The 25033-nt window shown below is 65.3% G+C and carries 21 protein-coding genes and 1 riboswitch; of the genes, 11 read left to right on the top strand and 10 right to left on the bottom strand.

The features are described from left to right. Positions 1-11: 11 nt before the first annotated feature. From G0A00_RS17305 to G0A00_RS17285, 5 genes are all read right to left on the bottom strand, one after another. Positions 12-2306, bottom strand: coding sequence for an arginine/lysine/ornithine decarboxylase (locus tag G0A00_RS17305; RefSeq protein WP_164183907.1), 2295 nt, complete (start codon positions 2304-2306; stop codon positions 12-14). 168 nt (positions 2307-2474) lie between these two features. Beyond that, positions 2475-4067, bottom strand: a complete 1593-nt coding sequence (locus G0A00_RS17300) for an ATP-dependent DNA ligase (protein WP_164183909.1) — start codon at positions 4065-4067, stop codon at positions 2475-2477. Then, positions 4064-5080 carry a ligase-associated DNA damage response exonuclease gene (locus G0A00_RS17295; protein WP_164183911.1) on the bottom strand — a complete coding sequence of 339 codons (1017 nt, stop codon included), beginning with the start codon at positions 5078-5080 and terminating at the stop codon, positions 4064-4066. Before G0A00_RS17295 ends, G0A00_RS17300 begins: the two co-directional genes overlap by 4 nt. An 85-nt stretch (positions 5081-5165) precedes the next feature. Beyond that, complete coding sequence (locus G0A00_RS17290; protein WP_066105764.1) at positions 5166-6134, bottom strand: alpha/beta fold hydrolase; 969 nt, start codon at positions 6132-6134, stop codon at positions 5166-5168. Continuing rightward, positions 6131-6436: an SCP2 sterol-binding domain-containing protein gene (locus G0A00_RS17285; RefSeq protein WP_164183913.1), complete on the bottom strand. Its 306-nt coding sequence runs from the start codon at positions 6434-6436 to the stop codon at positions 6131-6133. The genes G0A00_RS17290 and G0A00_RS17285 overlap by 4 nt, the downstream gene beginning before the upstream one ends. Positions 6437-6612: 176 nt before the next feature. Here G0A00_RS17285 and G0A00_RS17280 point away from each other — a divergent pair, with 176 nt between their 5' ends. From G0A00_RS17280 to G0A00_RS17260, 5 genes are all read left to right on the top strand, one after another. After that, positions 6613-7188: a hypothetical protein gene (locus G0A00_RS17280; RefSeq protein WP_235953211.1), complete on the top strand. Its 576-nt coding sequence runs from the start codon at positions 6613-6615 to the stop codon at positions 7186-7188. 53 nt (positions 7189-7241) lie between these two features. Further along, positions 7242-10208, top strand: coding sequence for a helicase-related protein (locus tag G0A00_RS17275; RefSeq protein WP_164183915.1), 2967 nt, complete (start codon positions 7242-7244; stop codon positions 10206-10208). Positions 10209-10229: 21 nt separating this feature from the next. Beyond that, positions 10230-10613: an RNA-binding S4 domain-containing protein gene (locus G0A00_RS17270; RefSeq protein ID WP_066105775.1), complete on the top strand. Its 384-nt coding sequence runs from the start codon at positions 10230-10232 to the stop codon at positions 10611-10613. A 49-nt stretch (positions 10614-10662) separates the two neighbouring features. After that, on the top strand, positions 10663-11001 hold the full coding sequence (gene fdxA, locus G0A00_RS17265) for a ferredoxin FdxA (protein ID WP_092430094.1): 339 nt from the start codon (positions 10663-10665) through the stop codon (positions 10999-11001). Between the two features lie 312 nt (positions 11002-11313). After that, positions 11314-11823, top strand: a complete 510-nt coding sequence (locus tag G0A00_RS17260; RefSeq protein WP_066105780.1) for a CarD family transcriptional regulator — start codon at positions 11314-11316, stop codon at positions 11821-11823. A 77-nt stretch (positions 11824-11900) separates the two neighbouring features. Here the strand turns inward: G0A00_RS17260 and G0A00_RS17255 are convergent, their stop codons facing one another. Beyond that, positions 11901-13217 carry an NAD(P)/FAD-dependent oxidoreductase gene (locus tag G0A00_RS17255; protein WP_164183917.1) on the bottom strand — a complete coding sequence of 439 codons (1317 nt, stop codon included), beginning with the start codon at positions 13215-13217 and terminating at the stop codon, positions 11901-11903. A 354-nt stretch (positions 13218-13571) separates the two neighbouring features. Then, positions 13572-15434 carry a monovalent cation:proton antiporter-2 (CPA2) family protein gene (locus tag G0A00_RS17250; RefSeq protein ID WP_164183919.1) on the bottom strand — a complete coding sequence of 621 codons (1863 nt, stop codon included), beginning with the start codon at positions 15432-15434 and terminating at the stop codon, positions 13572-13574. A gap of 166 nt (positions 15435-15600) precedes the next feature. Then, positions 15601-15677: riboswitch (SAM riboswitch) on the top strand. 76 nt (positions 15678-15753) lie between these two features. Between G0A00_RS17250 and metZ the strand changes: the two genes are divergently transcribed. The 4 genes from metZ (at position 15754) to G0A00_RS17230 (ending at position 20144) form a co-directional block, all read left to right on the top strand. Then, a complete protein-coding gene (gene metZ, locus G0A00_RS17245) occupies positions 15754-16938 on the top strand; it encodes an O-succinylhomoserine sulfhydrylase (RefSeq protein WP_164183921.1) in 1185 nt (394 codons plus the stop codon). 160 nt (positions 16939-17098) lie between these two features. Continuing rightward, a complete protein-coding gene (folE2, locus tag G0A00_RS17240) occupies positions 17099-18196 on the top strand; it encodes a GTP cyclohydrolase FolE2 (protein WP_164183923.1) in 1098 nt (365 codons plus the stop codon). Positions 18197-18386: 190 nt separating this feature from the next. Next, the gene (locus G0A00_RS17235; protein ID WP_164183925.1) at positions 18387-18626 is read left to right on the top strand and encodes a hypothetical protein; all 240 of its coding nucleotides are present in this window, start codon (positions 18387-18389) and stop codon (positions 18624-18626) included. A 69-nt stretch (positions 18627-18695) separates the two neighbouring features. Continuing rightward, positions 18696-20144 carry a TrkH family potassium uptake protein gene (locus G0A00_RS17230; protein ID WP_164183927.1) on the top strand — a complete coding sequence of 483 codons (1449 nt, stop codon included), beginning with the start codon at positions 18696-18698 and terminating at the stop codon, positions 20142-20144. A gap of 132 nt (positions 20145-20276) precedes the next feature. Here the strand turns inward: G0A00_RS17230 and G0A00_RS17225 are convergent, their stop codons facing one another. After that, a complete protein-coding gene (locus G0A00_RS17225; protein WP_164183929.1) occupies positions 20277-21650 on the bottom strand; it encodes an FAD-binding oxidoreductase in 1374 nt (457 codons plus the stop codon). Positions 21651-21817: 167 nt separating this feature from the next. On the opposite strand from G0A00_RS17225, the gene G0A00_RS17220 reads away from it, so the two are divergent. Continuing rightward, positions 21818-23476, top strand: coding sequence for a chloride channel protein (locus G0A00_RS17220; protein WP_235953215.1), 1659 nt, complete (start codon positions 21818-21820; stop codon positions 23474-23476). A gap of 52 nt (positions 23477-23528) precedes the next feature. Here the strand turns inward: G0A00_RS17220 and G0A00_RS17215 are convergent, their stop codons facing one another. Then, positions 23529-23957, bottom strand: a complete 429-nt coding sequence (locus G0A00_RS17215; protein WP_164183933.1) for an organic hydroperoxide resistance protein — start codon at positions 23955-23957, stop codon at positions 23529-23531. 103 nt (positions 23958-24060) lie between these two features. On the opposite strand from G0A00_RS17215, the gene G0A00_RS17210 reads away from it, so the two are divergent. After that, complete coding sequence (locus G0A00_RS17210) at positions 24061-24489, top strand: MarR family winged helix-turn-helix transcriptional regulator (RefSeq protein ID WP_164183968.1); 429 nt, start codon at positions 24061-24063, stop codon at positions 24487-24489. A gap of 147 nt (positions 24490-24636) precedes the next feature. Here the strand turns inward: G0A00_RS17210 and G0A00_RS17205 are convergent, their stop codons facing one another. Beyond that, the gene (locus G0A00_RS17205; protein WP_203595418.1) at positions 24637-24981 is read right to left on the bottom strand and encodes a DUF427 domain-containing protein; all 345 of its coding nucleotides are present in this window, start codon (positions 24979-24981) and stop codon (positions 24637-24639) included. Positions 24982-25033 lie beyond the last annotated feature (52 nt).

Below are 25033 nucleotides of genomic sequence, written 5' to 3'. Positions count from 1 at the left end.
GCGCCCCGATGTCACTTTGCCACGCAGTCGGCGAAATACTCCACCGAGCCGTCGGGCATGACCTCCTGCACCAGCCCGTGGATGTCGGTCTCGAAGCCGGGGCAGGCGCGGGCGAACTCGCGGTTGAACCGCAGGTAGTCGACGATGCGCTTGTTGAACACCTCGCCCGGGATCAGCAACGGGATGCCCGGCGGATAGGGGGTGACCAGCGAGGTGGTGATCCGCCCTTCCAACTCGTCGATCGGCACGCGCTGTGTGGTGCGGCGGGCGATATGGGCATAGGCCTCGCCGGGGTTCATCGCAGGCTCGAGGTCCGACAGGTAAATCTCGGTCGACAGCCGCGCCACGTCGTATTTCGCGTATTGCGCGTGGACGTGCTGGCACAGGTCCTTGAGCCCCATACGCTCGTAACGGCGGTGCTTCTGGCAGAACTCCGGCATCGAGCGGTACATCGGCTGGTTCTTGGCGTAATCGTCCTTGAACTGCTGCAGCGCGGTCAGCAGCGTGTTCCAGCGGCCCTTGGTGATGCCGATGGTGAACATGATGAAGAAGCTGTAAAGTCCGGTCTTTTCCACCACCACGCCATGCTCGGCGAGATATTTGGTGACGATGGAGGCGGGGATGCCCCAGTCGTCGAACCGCCCGTCGAGATCGAGCCCCGGCGTGATGATCGTCGCCTTGATCGGGTCGAGCATGTTGAAGCCCGGCGCCATGTCGCCGAAGCCGTGCCAGCTGTCGGTGCCGCTGCTCTCGACGCCCTCGGCATCGGTCTTCTTCAGCACCCAGTCGCGGGTGCGGCCCATGCCATCGCTGTTGTGGTCGAAATCCTCGGGGCCCCAGACTTTGAACCACCAGTCGTCGGCGCCGTATTCCTCGTCGACCTTGTGCATGGCGCGGCGGAATTCCAGCGCTTCGACGATGCTCTCTTCAACCAGCGCGGTGCCGCCCGGCGGCTCCATCATCGCCGCCGCCACATCGCAGGAGGCGATGATGCTGTACTGCGGGCTGGTGGAAGTGTGCATGAGATAGGCTTCGTTGAAGAGATGCCGGTCGAGCTTGGTCTCTTCGCTGTCCTGCACCAGCACATGGCTGGCCTGCGAAATCCCTGCCAGCAGCTTGTGCACCGACTGGGTGGCATAGGTCACCGATTTCTTGGTGCGCCCCCGTTTGCGCCCCATCGCGTGATAGGTGCCATAGAACGGGTGGAAGGCGGCATGCGGCAGCCACGCCTCGTCGAAATGCAGGTTCTCGACATAGCCGTCGAGAAGTCCTTTGATCTCTTCGGTGTTGTAGAGAACCCCGTCATAGGTCGACTGCGTGAGCGTCAGGATGCGCGGCTGCACGCTGTCGGCATCCACGTCCTTCAGCAGCGGGTTGGCGCGGATCTTGGCCTTGATGCTTTCGATCTCGAACTCGCTGCGCTGGATCGGGCCGATGATGCCCCAATGGTTGCGCGTCGGCTTGAGGAACACCGGGATCGCCCCGGTCATGATGATCGAATGCAGGATCGACTTGTGGCAGTTGCGGTCCACGACCACCACGTCACCGGGCGCCACGCTGTGGTGCCAGACCATCTTGTTGCTGGTCGAGGTGCCATTGGTCACGAAGAAGCAGTGATCGGCGTTGAAGATGCGCGCGGCATTGCGCTCGGATTCGCCGATGGCGCCATTGTGGTCGAGCAGCTGGCCCAGTTCCTCGACCGCGTTGCAGACGTCGGCGCGGAGCATGTTCTCGCCGTAGAACTGGTGGTACATCTGGCCGATGGGGGACTTGAGGAACGCCACGCCGCCCGAATGGCCGGGGCAGTGCCACGAGTAGGACCCATCCTCGGCATAGTCGAGCAGCGCCTTGAAGAAGGGGGGCTGGATGCCTTCGAGATAGCTCTTGGCTTCGCGGATGATGTGCTTGGCGACGAACTCCGGCGTGTCCTCGAACATATGGATGAAGCCATGCAGCTCGCGCAGGATGTCGTTGGGCAGGTGCCGCGAGGTCTTGGTCTCGCCGTAGATGTAGATCGGCACATCCTCGTTCTTCCAGCGCAGCTCTTCGATGAAGTTGCGCAGGTTGAGAACCGCCGGATCAAGCTCGGGGCCGGGAGAGAATTCCTCGTCGTCGATCGACAGCACGAAGGCGCTGGCGCGGGATTGTTGCTGGGCGAATTGCGACAGGTCGCCATAGCTGGTGACGCCCAGCACTTCGAACCCCTCGGACTCGATGGCTTCGGCAAGCGCGCGGATGCCAAGGCCCGAGCTGTTCTCGGAGCGGAAATCTTCGTCGATGATCACGATGGGGAAGCGGAACTTCATTCTTTTCTCCAACAGGGGGTCTTTCGTTGGGTGGATGTGCGGTCGCCGAGGCCGTGGGCCCCTGTTCCGGGCGGGTCTTCGGGGCACAGTATGATGCCCTATAATGATCGGATGTTTCTTTCTTTTGAACCCGCCGCCGTCAAGGGCCTGCATAAGAGGCGGCAACGGTCAGCCATAGGCGTCCAGCAGCGACTTCAGCCCCTCCAGCGTGTCGATCTCATCCACCGGTTTGTCGCGCCGCCAGCGCGCCATGCGCGGAAAGCGCAGCGCGATGCCGGACTTGTGACGCGGGCTTTCCTGAATGCCCTCGAAGGCGATCTCGAACACCAGCTCGGGCGTCACCTGCCGCACCGGGCCAAAGCGCTGCTGCGTGTTGCGCTTCACCCAGCGGGTGATCTCGTCGAACTCGGCGTCGGTGAGGCCGGAATAGGCCTTGGTGAAGGGCACCAGCCCGTTGCCGTCTTTGACCGCGAAGGTGAAGTCGGTAAAAAGGTTCGCACGCCGCCCGTGGCCCTGCTGCGCGTAGATCATCACCGCGTCGACGCTCAGCGGATCGAGCTTCCACTTCCACCAGTCGCCGCGCTTGCGTCCGCCCTGATAGGCCGAGCCCCGGTGTTTGAGCATCAGCCCTTCGGAACGGTGCTCGCGCGCGCTCTCGCGCTGGGCGGCAAGCGCGGGCCAATCCGCCTCGGTCAGCAGCGGCGAGGGCATCACGGCGGCATCCTCTGGCAAACCCTCTAGCAGCGCTTCGAGCCGCTGGCGGCGTTCGGACAGGGGCAGGGCGCGGATATCTTCCCCCTCATGCTCCAGCAGATCATAGGCCAGCATCCGCACCGGCGCCTCGGTCAGCAGCTTCTTGGGCACCGTCTTGCGCCCGATCCGGGGCTGCAGCTGGGCAAAGGGCAGCGGGCCGCCGTCCTTCCACGCGAGGATCTCGCCATCCAGAACCGTGCCCGGCGGCAGGAAGTCGGGGCTGCGGGCGAACTCGGGAAAGCGGTCGGTGATCAACTCCTCGCCGCGCGACCACAGATGATGCGTGCCGCCGCGCAGGATCAGCTGACCGCGAATGCCATCCCATTTCCATTCCGCCAGCCAGTCGGCAGGATCGCCGAGGCTCGCCGCCTCCGTCTCCAGCGGCGAGGCAAGGCAGAACGGGTAGGGTCGGCTTTCGTCCTCGCTGGCATCTTCTTCGGCGGTCAACTGCGCCCAAGTGGTCTCTTCGGGGTGCCATTTGCCCATCAGCCGCAGTGCCATGGCGGGCTCGTCGACGCCCGTCGCCTCGGCCAGCGCGCGCGTCATCAGCTTGCGGCTGATGCCGATGCGAAAGCCGCCGGTGATCAGCTTGTTGAAAAGAAAGCGCTCGGTGGGGTCCAAGTGATCCCAGACCTCCAGCACCGCCGCCTTGCGCGCCTCGGCCTCCAGCGGCGCGAGCCCTTTCACCACGTCGATCCAATGGGCAAGGTCACGGTCCTCGGGCGCGCTTGGCGGGGGCAGGATCAGCGCGATGGTTTCGGCCAGATCGCCGACGATGGGATAGCTCTCTTCGAACAGCCACAGCGGGATGCCTGCGCGCTCGGCGGCCCATTCGCGCAGCAGCGTGGTGGTCACCGCGCGCTTCGGACGGCGGCCCGAGAAGAGCGCCACGGCCCACAGCCGGTCAGCCTCGGGCGCGCTGCGGAAGAACTCGGTAAGGGCAGCGGTTTTCTCTGAAGTTCTGGTGGTTTGGTCGAGCTTGGTGAAGAGGCGCGCGAAGTCCTTCATGCGGCGTCTCCGGTTTTCTCGGCGGCATCCTCGTCGCCGCCGAACTCGGTGGGAACGGGCGTGGCGTCATAGCCTTCGCTGCGCAGGTATTGCGCGAAGATATCCGTGTAACCATGTGTCGGGTATATATTTTCCGCGCCAGTCTCCTTGATGGCGCGGAGCAGGGCGGGCCAGTCGGCGTGGTCCGAGATGACAAAGCCGCGCTGCACGCCGCGCCGCCGTCGCACGCCGCGCAGACGCATCCAGCCCGAGGCGAAACCGGTCTGTGCCGGGCCGAATTTGCGGGCCCAAGATGTGCCAAAGGCCGAGGGCGGCGCCACCACCATCGGCGCGGGATGCGCCTTGCGGTCGAAGTCGGGCGTCACGGGGATCGTCTCGCGGTCGAATGCGCCGATCTCGCGCAGCACGGCATTGCTGCCCTCCACCGCGCCATGGGTGAGGATCGGGCCGATCTCCGGGTCGAGCATCGAGATCAGCCGCTGCGCCTTGCCAAGGCTGTAGGCCCCCAGCAGCGAGGCGCGCCCGGCCGCGCGGTTGGCGCGCCACCAGCCGTTGATCTCGGCGGCGATCTCGGCCTGCGGCTGCCAGCGGAACACCGGCAGGCCAAAGGTGCATTCGGTGATGAACGCATGGCAGCGCACCGGCTCGAAGGGCTCGGACAGGCCGTCGGTCTCGAGCTTATAGTCACCCGACACCACCCAGACCTCTCCGCCCACCTCGACCCGCACCTGCGCCGAGCCGGGCACATGGCCGGCGGGATGAAAGCTGACGGTGGCACCGCCGATCCGCCGCGGCTCGGCATAGGGCAGCGTCTCGACCTCGACGCCCAGCCGGTGCCGGATCATCGCGGCGGTGACCGGCGTTGCGAGATAGCTGCCGTGGCCGGGGCGGGCGTGGTCGGAATGCGCGTGGGTGATCAGCGCCCGCGGCACCGGGCGCCAAGGGTCGATGTAGATATCCGCCGCGGGGCAGTAGATGCCGCGCTCGGTGAAGCTGAGAACCGGATCCGCCATGCGCGGAAGCATAGCGCGGGGGCGGCGCTCGGCCAGATCGCGGCCCGAACTGCCGGACCGAGCCAAGCGCGAACGCAGCGCCGCGTCAGGCGCGGGCCTGCGCGCCCTTGTCCTCTGCCGCTTGCCGGTACAGCGCCGAGATCTGCGAGATGACCCGCTCGCGCGTCACCGCATCTTCCATCAGCACCTCATGCTCGCCGCCTTGGATCAGCTCCAGTCGGCCACCCGGCCAACGCGCCATGCGGCTGCGGATGCGGGCACCGTCCACCACGCGCTCATTGCTGCCGAGGAAGGTGATGCAGGGCACCTCGGGCGCGGGCAGCCGCGACAGCGCAAGGCATTCGGCCAGCGCCTCATGCAGCCAGCGCAGCGACGGCCCGCCAAGCTGCAACTGCGGCACCTCGGTCACCTGCCGCAGCATATAGTCCCAGCCGCTGCGGTCGGTGGTCAGCACATTGCCCTCAAAGGCGGTGCGGGTGAGATAGCTGCCGGGGCCGGTGGAGGGGGCGTAAAAATGCCCCATGCCGAAACGCGCGCCGGACCAGCTGAGCGCCCATGCCGCCTGCCGCACCGGCCCGACAAAGCGGATGCCCCACATCGGCGCGGTGAAGCCTGCGCCCGCGACCGGCAGGCCGCGCACCAGCGCACGCAGGCCAATGGCACCGCCCATGGAGTGGCCAAGCAGATGGAAGGGCTCGGGCAGGCCAAGATCGCGCGCCGCCCCCAGCATCGCATCCACGTCGCGCTGATAGTCGGCAAAGAGATGCACATGGCCGGTCTGCGCGTCCTCGAGCATGCGGTCGGCCAGCCCCTGTCCGCGCCAGTCTATGGTCAGCGTGTGAAAGCCGCGCGCGGCAAAGGCCTGCGCGACGCGGCCGTATTTCTCGACGTATTCGGTGCGGCCGGGGAACAGCAGCACGGTGCCTTCGGCCTTCGCCGGGCCGGGATAATGGCCAAGCCGCAGGCGCAGCCCGTCTTCGGCGCGGATCCAGAGCGCGCGGGCGCCCTCGGGGCCCTCGGCCAGATCGGCATAGAAGGGGGCCTCGGCGCTCATCCGGCCAGCGTCTTGGCCAGCCGCATGGCCGCGCCCATGTCGCCATCCATCTGCAGCGCGCCCGTCATATAGGCGGTGGTGGGGTTCTTCTCACCCTCGATGATGGCGCGGAACGTCTCGGTGTCGGCGGTGAGCGTGACGTCGGCGGGCAGCTCGCCAGCCTCTGCCGCGGCTCGCGCCCCGGCTTCGTCGACGATGATCGCGCCTTTGCCCTCGATCACGAATTTCGCAACCCCGGCGAATCCCTCGCCATCCAGCTTCTTGTTCAGCGCGGCGACCGCCGCCTTGACCGTTTCGCTCATGATCCGGACACTCCTCACGAATTCCTGTGCTGGCAATCCAGCGGGCTTGGGTTACACTTTCCTGTATGAGCATGCTGTCGCGCAAAATCCAACCTAGAACGGCGCTTGCGCTGGCCCTAGTCACGTTTTCCCTACCTTGCCTCGCTTTGGCACAAGAGGGGGCGCAAGAAGGGACCATGGATGGGCCACAGATGGGCGCACAAAACGCGGCACCGGATGCGGCAATCGCCGCCGGGCCACAGGGGTCTCAGCAGGGGTCTGAAAAGGGCACCCAGAGCCGCGAGGCAGATCTGCTGGCCGAGCTGGCCGCAGCCCCCAGCGCCGAGATCGCCGACCGGGCCGAGCGTGATCTGCGCGCGGAATGGTCGAAATCGGGGTCTGCGGCGATGGATCTGCTGCTCAAGCGGGGCCGCGACGCGCTGGAGGTCGGCGAGATCGACACGGCCATCGGCCATCTCACCGCGCTCACCGATCATGCACCCGGCTTCGCCGAGGGCTGGAGCACGCTTGCGCTGGCGTATTACGCCGCCGACCGGCTGGGCCCGGCGATGGATGCGCTGGAACATACGCTGGCGCTCAACCCCAATCATTTTGGCGCCCTGCAGGGCGTTGGCGCGATCCACGAGGAACTGGGCGATCTTGACCTTGCTTATCGGGCCTATTCACGGGTAGTTGAGCTCAGGCCTTACGACGAGACTGTCACCGAGGCAATCGATCGGCTGGAGACGCAGGTGAAAGGCGTTTCCCTCTAAAGGCTACAAGCGGACCCGAGGTTCGCTGAAGACGAAAGACAAGGCCCCCTCCCATGGCCCAACGCGCGCGGATCGCGGCCGTCCTCGGCCCGACCAACACAGGCAAAACCCATTACGCCATCGAACGGATGCTGGCGCACAGGTCCGGTATGATCGGCCTGCCGCTGCGTCTTTTGGCGCGCGAGGTCTATGACAAGGTGGTCGCCGCACGCGGTCCCTCTGTCGCGGCGCTGGTCACCGGCGAAGAACGCATCGTGCCGCCGCGGGCGCAGTATTGGATTTGCACGGTCGAGGCGATGCCCGAGGGCATGGGCTGCGATTTTGTCGCCATCGACGAGATCCAGCTTTGCGCCGATCCCGAGCGCGGCCATGTTTTCACCGACCGGCTGCTGCGCATGCGCGGGCTCAATGAGACGCTGTTTCTGGGCTCGGACACCATGCGCGGGCCGATCTCGCAGCTGGTGAAGGGCGTGGAGTTCATGCGCCGCGACCGCATGAGCCAGCTGTTCTATTCGGGCTCGCGCAAGATCTCCCGCATGCCGCCGCGCAGCGCCATCGTCGGCTTCTCGGTGGACAACGTCTATGCCATCGCCGAGCTTCTGCGCCGCACCAAGGGCGGGGCGGCGGTGGTGATGGGGGCGCTCAGCCCGCGCACCCGCAACGCGCAGGTCGATCTCTATCAGAACGGCGATGTGGATTACCTCGTGGCCACCGATGCCATTGGCATGGGGCTCAACCTTGATGTCGATCACGTGGCGTTTTCCTCGCTGCGCAAGTTCGACGGGCGCCGCATGCGCGAGTTGCAACCGAACGAGTTGGCGCAGATCGCGGGCCGTGCGGGGCGGGGGATGCGCGACGGCTCGTTTGGCACCACCGGCGACGCGGGGCAGATCGACGAAGAGTGGGTGGAGGCGATCACCAGCCACCGGTTCACCCCGCTGAAAAAGCTCAACTGGCGGAATTCGGCGCTGAAATTCGGCTCGCCCGAGGCGCTGATCGACTCGCTCGAGCAGGCGCCGCCGGACCAGAATCTGGTCAAGGCGCGCGAGGCTGACGATCTGATGTCGCTGAAAACGCTCAATTCGCAGGCGGAGGTCCGCGCCCGCGCGTCCGACCCGGCCTCGGTAAAACTGCTGTGGGATGTCTGCCGTATTCCCGATTTCCGCGGCATCAGTCATAATGAACACGCGTCCATGCTGCAGGTGATCTACCAGCATCTGCACGAGCGTGGGAGTATCCCGCGCGATTTCATGGCGCGGCAGGTGAAACGCATTGATCGAACCGATGGAGATATCGATGCGTTGTCGAAACGGCTGGCGTTCATCCGCACATGGACTTACGTGGCGCAACGCAAAGGTTGGGTGGATGACGAAAGCCATTGGCGCGAGGCGACCCGCGCGGTAGAAGACGCACTGTCCGATGCGCTGCACGCGCGTCTGACGCAAAGATTTGTTGACCGCCGCACATCAGTGCTCTTGCGGCGGTTGAAGCAGAAGGAGGCCCTCTTGGCCGAGGTGAACGACAACGGAGAAGTGACCGTCGAAGGCGAATTCGTCGGTCGGCTCGAGGGGTTCCGGTTCCGGCAGGATGCCGGCGCGACGGGCCAGGAAGCCAAGACGCTGAAGACAGCGTCGCTGCAGGCGCTGGCGCCGCATTTCCACCTGCGGGCGGATCGCTTCTATAACGCTCCCGATACCGAGATCGACTTCACCGAACAGGGTGGTCTGATGTGGGGCGAGCAGGCGGTTGGCAAGCTGGTGAAGGGCGATGACCCGCTGAAGCCGCGCGTTGCCGTTTTCGTCGATGACGAGGCTGGCCCCGATGTGGCGCAGAAGGTCGAACGCCGTCTGCAGCATTTCATCGATCGCAAGATCGCCGCGCTCTTCGAGCCGCTGCTGAACCTGCAGAACGACGAGGCTCTGACCGGTCTGGCGCGCGGCTTCGGCTTCCGCCTGATCGAGGCGATGGGCATCATCCCCCGCAGCCAGGTGGCCGATGAGGTCAAGCAGCTGGATCAGGACGCCCGTGGCGCGCTGCGCAAGCATGGCGTGCGTTTCGGTCAGTACACGATCTTCATGCCGCTGCTGCTGAAGCCCGCGCCGACGCGCCTGCGTCTGGTGCTGTGGTCGCTGTCGAACGATCTCGACACCTTCCCCGAGGCACCGCCGCCGGGTCTGGTGACCGTGCCCAACATGCGCGATGTGCCGATGGTGCATTACTCGCTGTCCGGCTATCGCCCCGCGGGCGAGCGCGCCATCCGCATCGACATGCTCGAGCGTCTGGCCGACATGCTGCGCAGCGAAGACAGCCGCGGTGGCTTTGAGGCCAAGGCCGACATGCTGTCGATCACCGGTATGACGCTGGAGCAGTTCGCCGACCTGATGGAAGGTCTCGGCTACCGCGCCGAAAAGGGCGAGCGCACCAAGGTGCGTGCCGCCGACAAGGTGCTGACCGAAAGCTCCGATCCGACCGGCACGCCCGGTGAGGACGAGCCGGTGTTCGACGCCGCGCGCGAAGAAGAGGCGACCCCCGCCGCAATGGCCGATCCGGCTGCCGAGCCCGCGCCCGCGGATGTGGTGACCGGCACCGAGAGCATCGACGACGAGGGCGTTGCCCCCATCGCCGAGACGCCGGACGCGACCGAGGTGGACGACCACATCCCCGAGGCCTCGGAGACCGAAGTGCTGCCGGGCGAGAGCCCCGACGCGGCGCTGGCGGGCCCCGAGATCGAGGCGTTCTACACCTTCACCTGGGGTGGCAACCGCAACCGCGGTGGCCGTCAGGGTGGCCGTGACGCCGGTGCCCGCGAGGGTGGCCGTGAAGGCGGTCGTCAGGCGCGCGGCAAGGGTGGCCCCAAGGGCGGCGGCAAGCCGCGCGGCAAGGGCGGTCCCCGCGGTGGTGCCAAGGGTGGTCCGAAAGGGCCGAAGACCTTCGAGTCGCGCCCCGAGAAGAAGGACCGGATCGACCCGGACAACCCCTTCGCGGCCGCGCTCATGGGCTTCAACAAGGACAAGTCCTGAGCCCCTCGGGACACTGACCCAGTGACCGAACAACTCCAGAAGATCCGCCTCGACAAATGGCTCTGGCAGGCCCGCTTCTTCAAGACGCGGAGCCTGTCGGCCAAGGCCATCGGGGCGGGTCTTCGCGTGAATGGAACCAACGTATCGAAACCGGCCTTCAACGTCGGGCCGGGGGATGTGCTGACCTTCTCTCAGGCGCGGCAGGTGCGGGTGATCAAGGTGCTGGCGCTTGGCGAACGGCGCGGTCCGGCCCCCGAAGCGCAGCAACTCTACGAGGACCTCGATCCGCCGCAGCCGAAATCGAAGGACGACGTTCCACCGGTGCAGCGCCTCGAAGGCAATTCTCGTCCCACCAAGCGTGACCGCAGGAAACTCGATCTTGATCGCGGCCGGACGCTTGAATGATCCGCTGTGCTGGTCTAGCTAAGCGCCCATCAGCCTTTGAGAGACAGCAATGACCTACGTCGTCACCGAAAATTGTATCGCCTGCAAATACACCGACTGCGTGGAAGTCTGCCCGGTGGACTGTTTCTACGAGGGTGAGAATACGCTGGTCATTCACCCCGACGAATGCATCGACTGCGGCGTCTGCGAGCCGGAATGCCCCGCCGATGCGATCCGTCCGGACACCGAGCCGGACATGGAGAAATGGGTGGAGTTCAACCGCAAGTACGCGGAACTCTGGCCGGTGATCATCACCAAGAAAGACCCGCTGCCCGAAGCCGAAGAGCGCGACGGCGAGGCGGACAAGATGACCAAGTATTTCTCGGAAGCGCCGGGCGAGGGCGACTGACCGAGACGCATGACGACCGGCGCGGGGCGCGATTCGTGCCTGCCGCGCCGGAACCCGCACACGGGGGCGTGTTTTTCCCCGTAACATATTGGTACAGAAATAGTTCTTTCCGGCGCGGGCGCTCCTAGGAAAGACGTTCGTTTTGTGCTATATTCTGCGCCACTCATGTTGAAACCATGCACATACGACCGGGCCGATCTGCACCCGGGGGGTTAAGCGAAACGCGTTAACACCAGGCGAACGGAATGCTCCGCATCCCGTCCGTCTTTCTGTCGCGTGTGCACAAGGTTTTGCTGCTAAGGACGCTGTTGGATGACCAAGACCAAGAAGAACGAATTCCGCCCGAACGACTACGTGGTCTACCCCGCCCATGGTGTGGGCCAGATCATGTCGATCGAAGAGCAGGAAATCGCCGGCCTCAAGCTGGAACTGTTTGTGATCTCCTTCGAAAAGGACAAGATGACCCTGCGGGTGCCCACCCATAAGGCCACCGAAATCGGCATGCGTTCGCTGTCCTCCCCCGACGTGGTGAGCCAGGCCATGAAGACCCTGAAGGGCAAGGCCAAGGTGAAACGTGCCATGTGGTCCCGCCGGGCTCAGGAATACGAACAGAAGATCAACTCGGGTGACCTGATCGCCATCGCTGAAGTGGTGCGCGACCTGCACCGCGCCGACGATCAGCGCGAGCAGAGCTACTCCGAGCGTCAGCTCTATGAAGCCGCGCTCGAGCGCCTGACCCGCGAAGTCGCGGCTGTCAGCGGTGGCGACGAAGTGGCCGCCGCCCGTCAGGTCGACGAAGTGCTGGGGCTGCGCGCCGCCTGATAGGGCGCATTCTCTCAAAATTAAAAGGGCCGTCCCCGCGGGGACGGCCCTTTTGCTTTGCCAGGCTTTGGCGCGGCTCAGTGCAGCTTCAGCTTCGGGCGGATGCGCTTGGACGCGCCGCCGATCAGCGAGCTCAGCGTGGCGCGCCATGTGCCCAGAACCGACTTGCGGTGCAGGAAGTGCAGCGAGCGATAGGCGCGGCGGGCGAGCCAGCCCTCGATGGTGATCGTGCCGATCGCCTTGCCCATCAGCGAGCCCACAGCGCCCTCGTTGGAGATCGCCACCAGCGAGCCGTGGTCGGCATAGGAGAAGGGCTTGAGCGGCTTGCCAGCCAGCTGTGCGGCGATCTGGCGCTCCATGAACTCGGCTTGCTGCGTGGCGACCTGCGCGCGCGGCGGCAGCGAGGTCTCCTTGGCGGGCCACGGGCAATCGGCGCAGTCGCCCAGAGCGTAAATCTGATCGTCGGCCAGCGTCTGCAGGGTGGGGCGCACCTTGAGGCGGCCAAGGCTGCCGGTCTCGAAGCCTTCGAGCTGGCCGATCACCTCGGGGGCGCGCACACCGGCGGCCCAGACGGTCAGGTTCGAGGTGAATTCCGTGCCATCTGCCAGATGCACCGAACCTGGCTCGATCCGCGCCACTTTCGCACCGCAGTGCACGTCGATGTGCAACTCGCGCAGGTGCCGCTCGACCTTCATCGAGATATTCTCGGGCAGCGCGCCCAGCACGCGCGGCGCGGCTTCCAGCACGCGGATGGTCACCGCGTCGGGGCGGCGCACCTTGTGGATGCCGTTGCGGGCGAACTGACCGGCGGCCTCGCGCAGCTCTGCGGCCAGTTCCACGCCGGTGGCGCCCGCGCCGATGATGGTCAGCTCCAGCTTGTCGTTCCGCGTGCAGAGCGCGCCGGTCTGGAAGCGCAGGAAGAGGTTGAGCAGTTCCGCCTGCAGGCGTTTGGCCTGCGCGGGCGTGTCCAGCATCATGCAGTTCTCGGCCACACCCGGCGTGCCGAAGTCGTTCGAGCGGCTGCCGATGGCCAGCACGAGGATATCATAGGGCAGGGCGCGCTTGGGCGCGAGCGGGCGATTGGCCGGGTCGTTCACCGCCTGCAGGTGCACCAGCTTTTTCTCGCGGTCGATGCCGGTGAACCGTCCCAGGCGGAAGCTGTAATCATTGCGATGCGAATGCTCGAGCAGGCTGATCTCTTCGTCGAACCCTTTGGTACCGGCTGCGAATTCGTGCAGCGAGGGTTTCCACATATGCGAGAGGTTCTCGTCCACCAGCGTGATCTCGGCCTTGCCGTGTCGGCCGAACTTATGGCTGAGGCGGGTGGCGAGGTTCAGCCCGGCAGTGCCGGCGCCGACGATGACGATTTTGGGAGGCTTGGAAGTCTGTGTCATGATCGAGGCATTTCGCGTCTGTCGGACGGAGGGCGGGACGTGGCCGGCGCCTCTTGCGCGGGTCTTGGTCCACCTCCGGCGGCCTCCGCATACATGACAGGTTTGGCAGCGACAGCGACGAAAGGGCGCATTGCGCACACATTCCCGCGATCTGTGGAGAACTGGCCGCATTCTGCATGAATTTTGGGCAAATCCGAGCTTGTGCTGTCCGATTTTGCAGGCGCGGCATGCAGTGGGATACCGTAAATCCCTTATTTTATTGCTCCATAAGTCGGGAGCGCGACAAATAATGCTGCGGTGCAGCGACGCCCGCAGCCCGATTCGGACCGGCACTCTGCTGCCAAACCCGTCCTGTCAGGCCGACTCGCGCCGTTGCGCCTCGAGCGCGGCAAAGAGCGCGGTTTCGAGGTCCTTCTCCAGTTCCTGCGAGCGCTTGATGTAGGCCGGGTTCTCGGCGGGATGGGTGCCGGGGTCCCAAAGCTCGGCAAGCTCGCGCATGGTCTCGCGGTCGTGGCGGTAGAACGTCTGTTCGGCGGCGGCGGCCTCATATTCGGTCAGCCCGGCCTCTTCGAGCACGTAGCGTCCGGCCCGCAGCGAGCTGTCGAACATCTCGCGCACCATCTTGTCGGCGCCCGCCTGATAAAGCTCGTAGACATGGGTGCGGTCGCGGGCGCGGGCGATGACGAAAAGGTCGGGGCGGATGCGTTTGGCAAAGCGCACCAGCTTGGTCGTGGCCTTGGGATCGTCAAGTGCGGCGACCAGCACCTTGGCCTTGCCGATGCCCGCCGCATGCAGCAGCTCGGGCCGGGTGGGATCGCCGAAGAAGCCCTTCATGCCGAAATTGCGCATCAACTCGATGGTCTGCATGTCGTGGTCGATGACCACGGTCTGGAAGCCGGAGTTCTGCACGAGGCGATTGACGATCTGCCCGAAGCGCCCGATCCCGGCGATGATGATCGGCCCCTGACTGTCGATCCGGTCGTCGGCGCGCGGTTCGGCTTTCTCGACCAGCTTGGCCGAGAGCGTGTCATAGAGGATGAAGAGCGCCGGGGTGATCAGCATCGACAGCGCCACCACCATCAGCATGCGCTGGCCCAGTTCCTCGGTCAGAACGTTTTGCTGCAGCGCGAAAGAGATCAGCACAAAGCCAAACTCGCCCGCCTGCGCCAGCGACAGGGTGAACAGCATCCGGTCGCGGCCCTTGAGGTGAAAGAGCCCGCCCAGCACATGCAGGATCGCGCCCTTGACGAGGATCAGCGCGGCGGTGGCGCCAAGCAGCAGCAGGGGCTCGCGCAGGAAGTCGGCGAAATCGATCCCGGCGCCCACGGTGATGAAGAAAAGCCCCAGCAGCAGCCCCTTGAAGGGCTCGATGTCGGCCTCGAGCTGGTGGCGGAACTCCGAGTTGGCCAGCACGACACCGGCAAGGAAGGTTCCGAGCGCGGGCGAGAGGCCCACCAGCCCCATCAGGAAGGCGATGCCGACGACGATGAGCAGCGCCACGGCGGTGAACATCTCGGGCAGCCGCGCGGCGTTGATGTAGCGAAACAGCGGGCGCGCGCCGTAGACCCCGGCGAGGATGATCAGCGCGATGGCCCCCAGCGTGACCAGCGCCACGCCCCAGCCGGGCAGGCCTTCGACCAGCGACATGCCGTGCCCGCCGTGGCCTGCGTCGTCGGTGATCTCGGTGCCGGAGCCTAGGGCGATGAGTGGGCCGCTGAGCAGCGGCAGCAGCACCAGCATGGGGATCACCGCGATGTCTTGCGTCAGCAGCACCGAAAAGGCGCCGCGCCCGCCGTTGGTCTGCATCAGCCCCTTCTCCGAGAGGGTCTGCAGCACGATGGCGGTGGAGGAGAGCGCAAAGATCATCCCCGCGGCCACCGCCGGGCGCCAGTCGAGGCCAAAGGCCATGGTCAGCCCGGTCACCGCCCCAAGCGTCAGCAGGATTTGCAACCCTCCGAGCCCGATCAGCCGGTGTCGCATGTCCCACAGCGCGCGGGGCTCCAGTTCCAGCCCGATGATGAACAGCATCATCACCACGCCGAACTCGGCATAATGGCGCAGATCGTCGGTGTGCGAGACGAGGTGCAGCACCGGCCCGATGACGATCCCGGCCAGCAGATAGCCCAGCACCGACCCCAGCCCCAGCCGTGCGGCGATGGGCACCGCGATGACCGCAGCTGCGAGGTAGATCGAGGCCTGAAAGAGCGTGCTTTCCATGTCCGTCCCGTGGCTTGCTTCGCGCCGCCATGATGAGACGGGATCGCGGCGGATGACAAGCGGGGGTGGCGGCATGTGCCGGTGCCGGACAATTTGCCGCCGCGATTGGACTTGCGCCCGGGGGGCGCGGCTGCTGCGCGCTTGACCGAGGCGCGGCGGCGGCGTATTTCAGCCCCGTGGCGATTTGTTGACGGATTGCGGGCCACGTAAAACATGCCGCTAAAAGGTCGGACGAGAGAGCCCCTTTCGCTTGACCGCGAATGGGGCTTTTTCATTTCCGGCGCAGAGGGTTAGCCCGGACACAGAAAGGTGGAAGATCATGGCAGATTTCAAGAAGGCATCGCGCACCGAACTGGTGCACGGCGGCACCAAGCGTAGCCAGTGGGGGGAGCTCAGCGAGGCGATCTTCCTCACGCAGGGCTTTGCCTATGACAGCGCCGAGCAGGCCGAGGCGCGCTTTATCAAGACCGAGGCGGATGAATATATCTACGCCCGCTACGGCAACCCGACCGTCGCCATGTTCGAAGAGCGTATCGCGCTGCTCGAAGGCGCCGAAGACGCCTTTGCCACCGCCTCCGGCATGGCTGCTGTCTCGGGCGCGCTGACCGCCATGCTCAAGGCCGGTGACCGCGTGGTCGCCGCGCGCGCTCTGTTCGGATCCTGCCTCTACGTGCTCGAAACCATTCTGACCCGCTTCGGCGTCGAAGTGGTCTTTGTCGACGGGGCCGATCTGGCGCAATGGGAAGAGGCGCTCGAGCCCGGTGCCGAACTGGTGTTCTTCGAGAGCATGTCGAACCCGACGCTGGAGCTGGTGGACGTCGAGGCCGTCGCCAAGCTGGCCCATGCCAAGGGCGCCAAGGTTGTGGTCGACAACGTCTTTTCGACCCCGGTCTACAGCCGCGCCATCGAGCAGGGCGCCGACGTGGTGGTCTATTCGGCGACCAAGCACATCGACGGGCAGGGCCGCACGCTGGGCGGTGTGATCCTCGGCTCGCGTGAGATCATCCGCGGCGTGATCGAACCCTACATGAAGCACACCGGCGGCTCGATGAGCCCGTTCACCGCTTGGGTCATGCTCAAGGGGCTGGAGACGATCGACCTGCGGGTGCGCGCGCAGACCGCGTCTGCCGAGGCGATCGCCAAGGCGGTGATCCCCCATCCCAAGGTGACGCGCGTCAGCTATCCGGGGCTCGAGAGCCATCCGCAGCATGAACTGGCGCAGCGGCAGCTTGGGGCAGGGGGCACGATGGTGGCCTTCGAGATCGAAGGCGGGAAAGAGGCGGCCTTCCGCTTCTGCAACGCGCTTAAGGTGATCCTGATCTCGAACAATCTTGGCGATGCCAAGTCCATTGCGACCCACCCGGCGACCACCACGCACCAGCGTCTCAGCCCCGAGCAGCGCGCCGGTCTGGGCATCGGTGACGGGCTGATCCGCCTTTCGGTGGGAATCGAGGCCACCGAGGACCTTGTTGCTGATATTCAACAAGCGCTTGATGAATCGTGAAGATTTTGTGGCCGGGCAAAATAAAGATTGCCCGGCCACATTTTTGCCCGCAAGAGATGATCCATACGGATAGGTATGCTCGTATAGGTATCGTAAGTGGTGGATATTTCGGTAAAACACCTTAAGTAAGTGGAAAGAACCCCGCCTCGGAGGGCAGGCAATGAATGTGTATTCCCCGGTTGTAGACCGTGACCCGAACCGTGACGAAGCGGAGGCCGCGCTCGCGGTCCTGCGCAAATGGACCGAAACCGCTGCCGATAACGAGATCACCGATCTCGACCCTGCGCTGCTGAAGCTTCTTGGGGCCGGACAGGACTACCCTATCTTTTCGCGCCAGTATCCCGAAGGGTTCACCGTCGAGCCTTCGTACAAAGACTCGCTGCCCGACCTGCAGAATGGCCCGTCGTCGCTGATCCGTGGTGAGAACCGCCGCATTCAGCATGTGGGCATCTCGAATTTCCGCCTTCCGATCAGCTATCGCACCAAGGAAGGTGCGCCGCTGACCGTCGAGACCTCGGTGACCGGCACGGTCAGCCTCGAGGCCGACAAAAAAGGCATCAACATGTCGCGCATCATGCGCAGCTTCTACACCCATGCTGAAAAGACCTTCAGCTTTGGCGTGATCGAAGCGGCGCTGGATGACTATAAGTCCGACCTCGAAAGCTTCGACGCGCGCATCCAGATGCGCTTCCGCTTCCCGATGCGGGTCGAAAGCCTGCGCTCGGGTCTGTCGGGCTATCAGTATTACGACATCGCGCTGGAACTGATCGAGAATGACGGTGTGCGCCAGCGCGTCGTGCACCTCGATTATGTCTACAGCTCGACCTGCCCGTGCTCGCTGGAGTTGTCCGAGCATGCGCGCCAGTTCCGTGGCCAGCTTGCCACGCCGCACTCGCAGCGCTCGGTGGCGCGCGTGTCGGCGGTGCTGACCGACGAAGAAGACTGGATGTGGTTCGAAGACCTCGTGGGGCTCTGCCGCTCTGCCGTGCCGACCGAGACGCAGGTCATGGTCAAGCGCGAGGACGAGCAGGCCTTCGCCGAGCTCAACGCCGCCAATCCGATCTTCGTCGAAGACGCGGCGCGGCTCTTTGCCGAGGCGCTGCAGGCCGATCCGCGCATCGGCGACTACCGCGTGCTTGCCAGCCATCAGGAAAGCCTGCACTCGCATGACGCGGTGGCGCTGCTGACCGAAGGGCCGACCTTTGCGCAGGCCAGCCTCGATCCGACGCTCTTCCCGAGCCTGATCCATCAGGGCTAAGGAGGGGCAGGGACAGGCGCCGCCCATGGCTCCGCCGCTGCCGCTTTCCTGAGCAACAGCTTCATGCCGCCGGTCACTCCGGCGGCATTTTGCTGCAATGCAGCAATTTCTGCCGGTGCAGAGGTGACGGGGCATGGCTGCCGGACCATCTTGAAGGTGGAGGGCAACGCAACCCACCGGAGGTCTTGGCATGACCACGAGCACTACAGCGGAAAACGTGATGATCGGCATGGGGCGCGGCTCGCTGCGCGCGCGGATCGACAGCTATTTCACCCAGCTTGGGCTGGGGGTGAACGCCGCCGGGTTGGCCCGTGCGCGGCTGCGCGAGATCATCGTGCTGGAAAGCCAGAGCGATGACCGGCTGGCTGAGTTGGGGCTCACCCGCGAGCAGATCTTGCCACATGTCTTCCGTGACCTTTTCGGCGACTGATCCTTGCCTGAGCGCGGCACCTGACGGGGGCGCTTGACAGGGGGACAGCGCCGGGCGAAGGCTCTGGCCATGTTCGACATCCGCCCCGTTGCCTATGTTCTCGGCCTGCTCGTCACGACGCTTGGTGCCTGCATGCTCGTACCGCTTCTGGTGGATATCGCCGAGGCGCGCGGCGAGTGGCATGTCTTTCTTGAAAGCGCGCTGCTGACCATGCTGATCGGCGGGCTGATCGCGCTGGCCTGCGCCAATGCCGGGCGGCAGGGGCTGACGCTGCAACAGACCTTCTTGCTGACCGTCGGCGCATGGGTGGTGCTGCCGGTCTTTGGTGGCATCCCCTTCATGCTGGGCGCCACCGAGGCGCGGCTGGTGGATGCGGTGTTCGAGGCCATGTCGGGAGTCACCACCACCGGCTCGACGGTGTTCATCGGGCTCGATGATCTGCCCAAGGGCATCTTGCTGTGGCGCGGCATGCTGCAATGGCTGGGCGGGGTGGGGATCATCGTCGTCGCCATGGTGTTCCTGCCCGAACTGCGGGTCGGCGGGATGCAGATCTTCCGCTCCGAGGCCTTCGAGACCATGGGCAAAATCCTGCCCCGCGCCACCGAGATCGCTTCGTCGATCTCGACCATCTATGTGGGCATGACGCTGGCCTGCACGGCGGCCTATATGGTCTGCGGCATGGACGCCTTCGACGCCACGGTGCATGCGCTCACCACGCTCTCGACCGGCGGGTTTGCCAATTACGACGCGTCTTTCGGTACGTTCTCGGGCCCGGCGGAATATGTCGCCGCCTTCTTCATGGTCGCCGCCGCGCTGCCCTTCGTGCGCTATGTGCAGATGCTCAACGGCAACCAGCGCGCGCTTTGGCGCGACAGTCAGGTGCGGGCCTTCTTCGCCACGATCTTCACGCTGGTGCTGGTGATGAGCGTGACGCTGGTGATCAAATTCCCGCATCACCCCGAACAGGCGATCCGCGAGTCGCTGTTCAACATCACCTCGATCATCTCCGGCACCGGCTACGCCTCGGTGGACTATATGGGTTGGGGCGCCTTCCTGATCACGCTCTTCTTCTTCATCGGGCTGATCGGCGGCTGCGCGGGCTCGACCGCCTGCTCGGTGAAAATCTTCCGCTACCAGCTGCTCTTCGCCTCGATCCGGGTGCAGCTCAAGCGCATCCGCGCGCCGCATGGCGTCTTTACACCGCGCTTTGAGGGCCGCCCGGTCAGCGACGAGGTGCTGAGCTCGGTGATGGCCTATTTCGTCTTCTTCGTGGTCTCGCTCGGGGTGCTGTCGGTGGCGCTCGGCTTCACCGGGCTCGACTTCGTGACCTCGGTGTCGGGCGCGGCCACGGCGCTGGCCAATGTCGGCCCGGGTCTGGGCGACATCATCGGCCCGGCGGGCAATTTCGCCACGCTCAACGACACCGCCAAATGGCTGCTGGTTTTTGCCATGCTGGTGGGGCGGCTGGAGATCATGGCTGTCTTCGTGCTCTTCACCGCCCGTTTCTGGCGCGATTGAGAGCGCCTCCGGCGGGCGTATTTAGGGGAACAATGAAAGCCCGCACGTGCCAATTCATTGTTCCTACAAATACGCATCTGCGCCCGCCACCGCAGCAATGGCCGGGACAGCGCGACGCCCCGGCCATCAAGGTCAGTCCTGCGGCACAAGCTTGCCGGGGTTCATGATGTTCTGCGGATCGAGCGCGCGCTTGATCTGCCCCATCACCTGCCAGCCGGCCCCGTGTTCGGCCTCCATATAGGCCATTTTGCCAAGGCCCACGCCATGTTCGCCGGTGCAGGTGCCGCCGAGCCGCAGCGCCCGTTCGGCCATGCGGTGCGACAGTGCCTTGGCGGTCTTCAGCTCCTCGGGGCTGTCGGGGTCGATGAGCAGCACCGCGTGGAAGTTGCCGTCGCCCACATGGCCGAGGATCGGTCCGGGGATGCCGCTGGCGGCGATGTCGGCCTGGGTTTCTTCCACCGCCTGCGCAAGCTCCGAGATCGGCACGCAGATGTCGGTCACCACCGCGCGCGCGCCTTTGCGCGAAGCGAGGATGGCGTAATAGCCGTTGTGGCGCAGCGCCCAGAGCGCGCGGCGCTCTTCTTCGCGGGCAGACCATTCGAACGGGCTGCCGCCATTGTCGGCGACGATCTCGGCAAAGCGCTCGGCGTCCTGCTTCACGCTTTCGGGCGAGCCGTTGAACTCGACCAGCAGGTGCGGGCTCTCGGCCATCTCCATGCCGGAGTATTCCGAGAAAGCGCGGGCGGTGGCGGCATCGACGAACTCGATGCGCGCCATGGGGATGCCCATCTGGATGGTCTCCATCACCGTGGTGACGGCGCTGCCCATGTCGTCAAAGGCGCAGATGCCCGCCGAGACCGCCTCGGGGATGCCGTGCAGCCGCAAGGTAAGCTCGGTGACCAGCCCCAGCGTGCCCTCCGAGCCGACGAAGAGCGCCGTCAGGTCGAACCCGGCGGCGGATTTGCGGGCGCGGGTGCCGGTCTCGATCATCCGGCCGTCGGCCAGCACCGCCTTCAGCCCCAGCACGTTGTCGCGCATGGAGCCGTAGCGCACGGTGGTGGTGCCCGAGGCGCGGGTCATCGCCATGCCGCCAAGCGAGGCATTGGCGCCGGGATCGACCGGAAAGAACAGGCCGGTGGCGCGCAGTTCCTCGTTCAGCGCCTCGCGGGTGACGCCGGGCTGAATGGTCACATCCATGTCGGCGGGCCGGATCTCCAGCACTTTGTTCATGCGGCTGAAGTCGACGGTGACGCCGCCTTTCACCGCCTGTCCGTGGCCCTCGAGCGAGGTGCCGGCACCCCAGCCGATCACCGGGCAGCCGTGCTCGGCGCAGATCTGCACGATGCGCTGCACCTCTTCGGCGGTTTCGGGGTAAGCGACGCCATCGGGCGGCGTCAGGGGGAAATAGGACTCGGATCGGCCGTGCAGGTCCAGTTCGGACTTGGAGCGGGTGAATCGTTCGCCTAGGAAGTGATCAAGAGCCTCCAGGGCTTCGGCGACGGGCATAGAGAACCTCCGTGGAAAGTCGGGGCGACCTTATCCGCGCCGGGCGGGCTGCGAAAGCCATGCTACACATGGGCGTGAACGGCGCAGCGATGCGCGCCGCGGCGGCGGGGCTCTGGGACGGACGGGCAGAACGAGGACGGAACCGAGCGATGCTGAGCCAGCTAGCCATGCAGTGGCGCGAGACACGCGCGCTGTGCAACCGGGGGTGGGATACGCTGCGGCACAAGGGGCCGGGTCAGATCACCTTTTGGATCATCGCTCTGTTCGTCGGCGCCGCCGCAGGCTTTGCCGCGCTGCTCTTTCGCCTCGCGATCCAGCGGCTGCAGGCCTTCGTCTACGGTACCGAGGACGTCAACCTGCTGCATAGTTTCGCGCAAAGCCTGCCGTGGATCTATGTGCTGCTGGTGCCGGTGGTCGGCGGCGCATTGGTCGGGCTGATTTTGCAGAAGTTCACCCCCGACGGGCGGGTGCGCAGCGTCTCTGACGTGATCGAGGGCGCGGCGCTCAACGATGGGCGGGTCGAGAAGAAGGCGGGCATCGCCTCGGCGCTCTGTTCGTGGATCACCCTCTCGACCGGCGGCTCGACGGGCCGCGAGGGGCCGGTGGTGCATATCGCCGCGATGATCGCCTCTTGGGTGTCGAACCTCTTGCGCGTCGACGGCATCACCGGGCGCGACCTTCTGGGCTGCGCGGTGGCGGCGGCGGTCTCGGCCAGTTTCAACGCGCCCATCGCCGGGGCGCTTTTCGGGCTTGAGGTGGTGCTTCGCCATTTCGCTCTGCACGCCTTTGCCCCGATCGTGGTGGCCAGCGCCGCGGGCACGGTGATCAACCGCCTCTATTTTGGCGATGTGACCGAGTTCGTGCTGCCCGGCACCACTACGGTGCAATTCTACCTCGAACTGCCCGCCTTCTTCCTGATGGGCCTCGTCTGTGGGCTGGTGGCGGTGCTGATGATCAAGGCGCTGTTCTGGTCTGATGGCGTGGGCACGGCGATCCAGAAGCGCCTCGGCCTGCCGCATTGGCTGCGTCCGGCGGTGGCGGGGCTGATGCTGGGGGCGATCGCGATCTTCTACCCGCATATCATCGGCGTCGGTTATGAAACCACATCGCGCGCGCTGTCGGGGCAACTCACGCTCAGTCAGGCGATGATCTTCGCGGCGGTGAAAGTGGCGGCGGTCTCGATCACCATGGCCGGGCGCATGGGTGGCGGGGTGTTCTCACCCTCGCTGATGCTGGGGGCGCTGACCGGGCTGGCCTTTGCGCATGTGGCCACCGGGCTGTTCCCCGAGCAAAGCTCTGTCTTCACGCTCTATGCGCTGGCGGGCATGGGGGCGGTGGCGGCGGCAGTGCTGGGCGCGCCGATCTCGACCACGCTGATCGTGTTCGAACTGACCGGCGACTGGCAGACCGGGCTGGCGGTGATGATCTCTGTGTCGATGTCGACCGCGCTGGCCTCGCGCCTCGTGCATCGCAGCTTTTTCCTGTCGCAGCTTGAGCGGCGCAACGTGCATCTTGCCGCCGGGCCGCAGGCCTATCTGCTGGCGATGTTCCGGGTGCAGGGGGTGATGCGCAAACCCAATGACGAGGGCGCGGCGGATGAGGAAGCCTGCCTGCGGATGATCGAGCAGGGGCTTTTCCTCAACGCGCAGGCGACGCTGGAGGCGGCGCTGCCGCTCTTCGACAAATCCGGCGTGGCCTATCTGCCGGTGGTGACCCGCAAGGGCCCCGACGACGCGCCGGTGCTGCAGGGCGCGCTGTTCCATGTCGACGCGCTGAAGGCCTACAACCGCGCTTTGGCCGCAACCGCGGCGGAAGAGCACAGCTGAGGCCTTTGCCCCGGCCCGCACGCGGTGGCCGGGGGCTTTGCACGTCAGCGCATCACGCCAGTTCGAGCGTTACCTCGATATTGCCGCGCGTGGCGTCGGAATAGGGGCAGACCTCATGCGCGCGCTTGAGGATCGTCTCGGCGGTCTCACGCTCCAGCCCCGGCATCTTGGCGATCAGTTTCACCACCAGCTCGAAGCCGCCGCTCTCCTTGGCACCGATGGCCACTTCGGCGTCCACCGTCGCCTCGGCGGGCACGGTGCCCAGCTTTTCGGTCTGCGCGACAAAGCGCATCGCGCTGAGGAAACAGGCGGCATAGCCCATGGCAAACAGCTCTTCGGGGTTGTGGCCCTTGCCGGCGCCGCCGAGTTCCTTGGGCGCGTTCATCGTCACGGTCAGCAGGCCCGAGGTCAGCTTGGTGATGCCGTCGCGGCCATTGCCCGATGCCTGCGCCTGCGTGCGATACTTGATGTCGAGTGCCATGGGAGAATCCTTTGTGAGCGATTATATCGTGCACGATAGATATGCGCCGCGTGGGATAAGTCAATCGCTTGAGAAAGGATCGCGCGCGATTTATATCTTGAGCATGACACTCGCCCCCCAAGACATGGTCTGTTTCTCGCTCTATTCCGCCGTGCATGCGCTGCAGCAGGCGTATCGTCCGCATTTGGAAAAGCTTGGGCTGACCTACCCGCAGTTTCTGGTGATGAGTGCGCTCTGGGCCGCCGAGGAGGCGCCGACCGTGGGCCTGCTGTCGCGGCAGCTGCAATTGGAATCGAGCACTCTGACACCGCTGCTGAAGCGGCTCGAGGGGATGGGGTTGGTCAGTCGCCGCCGCGACGAAAGGGACGAACGGCAGGTGCGCATCAGCCTCACCGAGCAGGGCGCGGCGATGGAGGCGCGCACCGCGCATATCGCGGGCTGCATCTCCGAGCAGTCGGGCATGAGCGTCGACGAGCTTTTGGCGCTGCGCGATCAGGTGAGCCGGCTGCGGGACAATCTGCGCGGGGCGTGATGCGCCTTTCAGGGGCAGGGCGCATACCGAAAAAGCCGGCCCCAAGGGGACCGGCTCTCATGTTTTCAGGGTAGGGCTTTTCGGGTCAGGGCTTTTGGGGGCGGGGCTTTTCGAGCCAGCGCGATGCCCGCCGGTCCAGAGCCTAGCTCAGACCTGTTCGACAGCCACACCGTCCTGCAGATCGAAGGCGAGATAGCCCTTGATCTGCGAGGCTTCCGGTTTGGGATCGGTGTAGGAAAACACCGCATTGTCGTAGCTGCGGCTCTTCGAGGCGATATGGTAGTGCTCGGCGTCGCCAAGGGCGGCGCTGGTGCTGCGGTATTCGCTGGGCTCGAGGAAGGCCATGGCCACATCCTCGCGCGGGAAGTAGATGGTCTGGGGCTTGTCGCCCTCGGTCAGTTCGAGCGCGCGGCTGCTCTCGCCGAGAACGGCGCCCCCAGCGCGAATGACCCAAGTGCCCGTGGCCGGGCGCACGGCAATCTGTTTCAACATCATGTCTCTCCCGTTATCCGCCCATCATATACCAACGCCAGTGCGACAGTCC

The organism is Salipiger sp. PrR002 (genome assembly GCF_010500775.1).
In the GTDB taxonomy this organism is placed as follows: Bacteria; Pseudomonadota; Alphaproteobacteria; order Rhodobacterales; family Rhodobacteraceae; genus Salipiger.
Note: the sequence above shows the minus strand (reverse complement) of the source record. Positions and strands in the feature narration are given on the sequence as shown.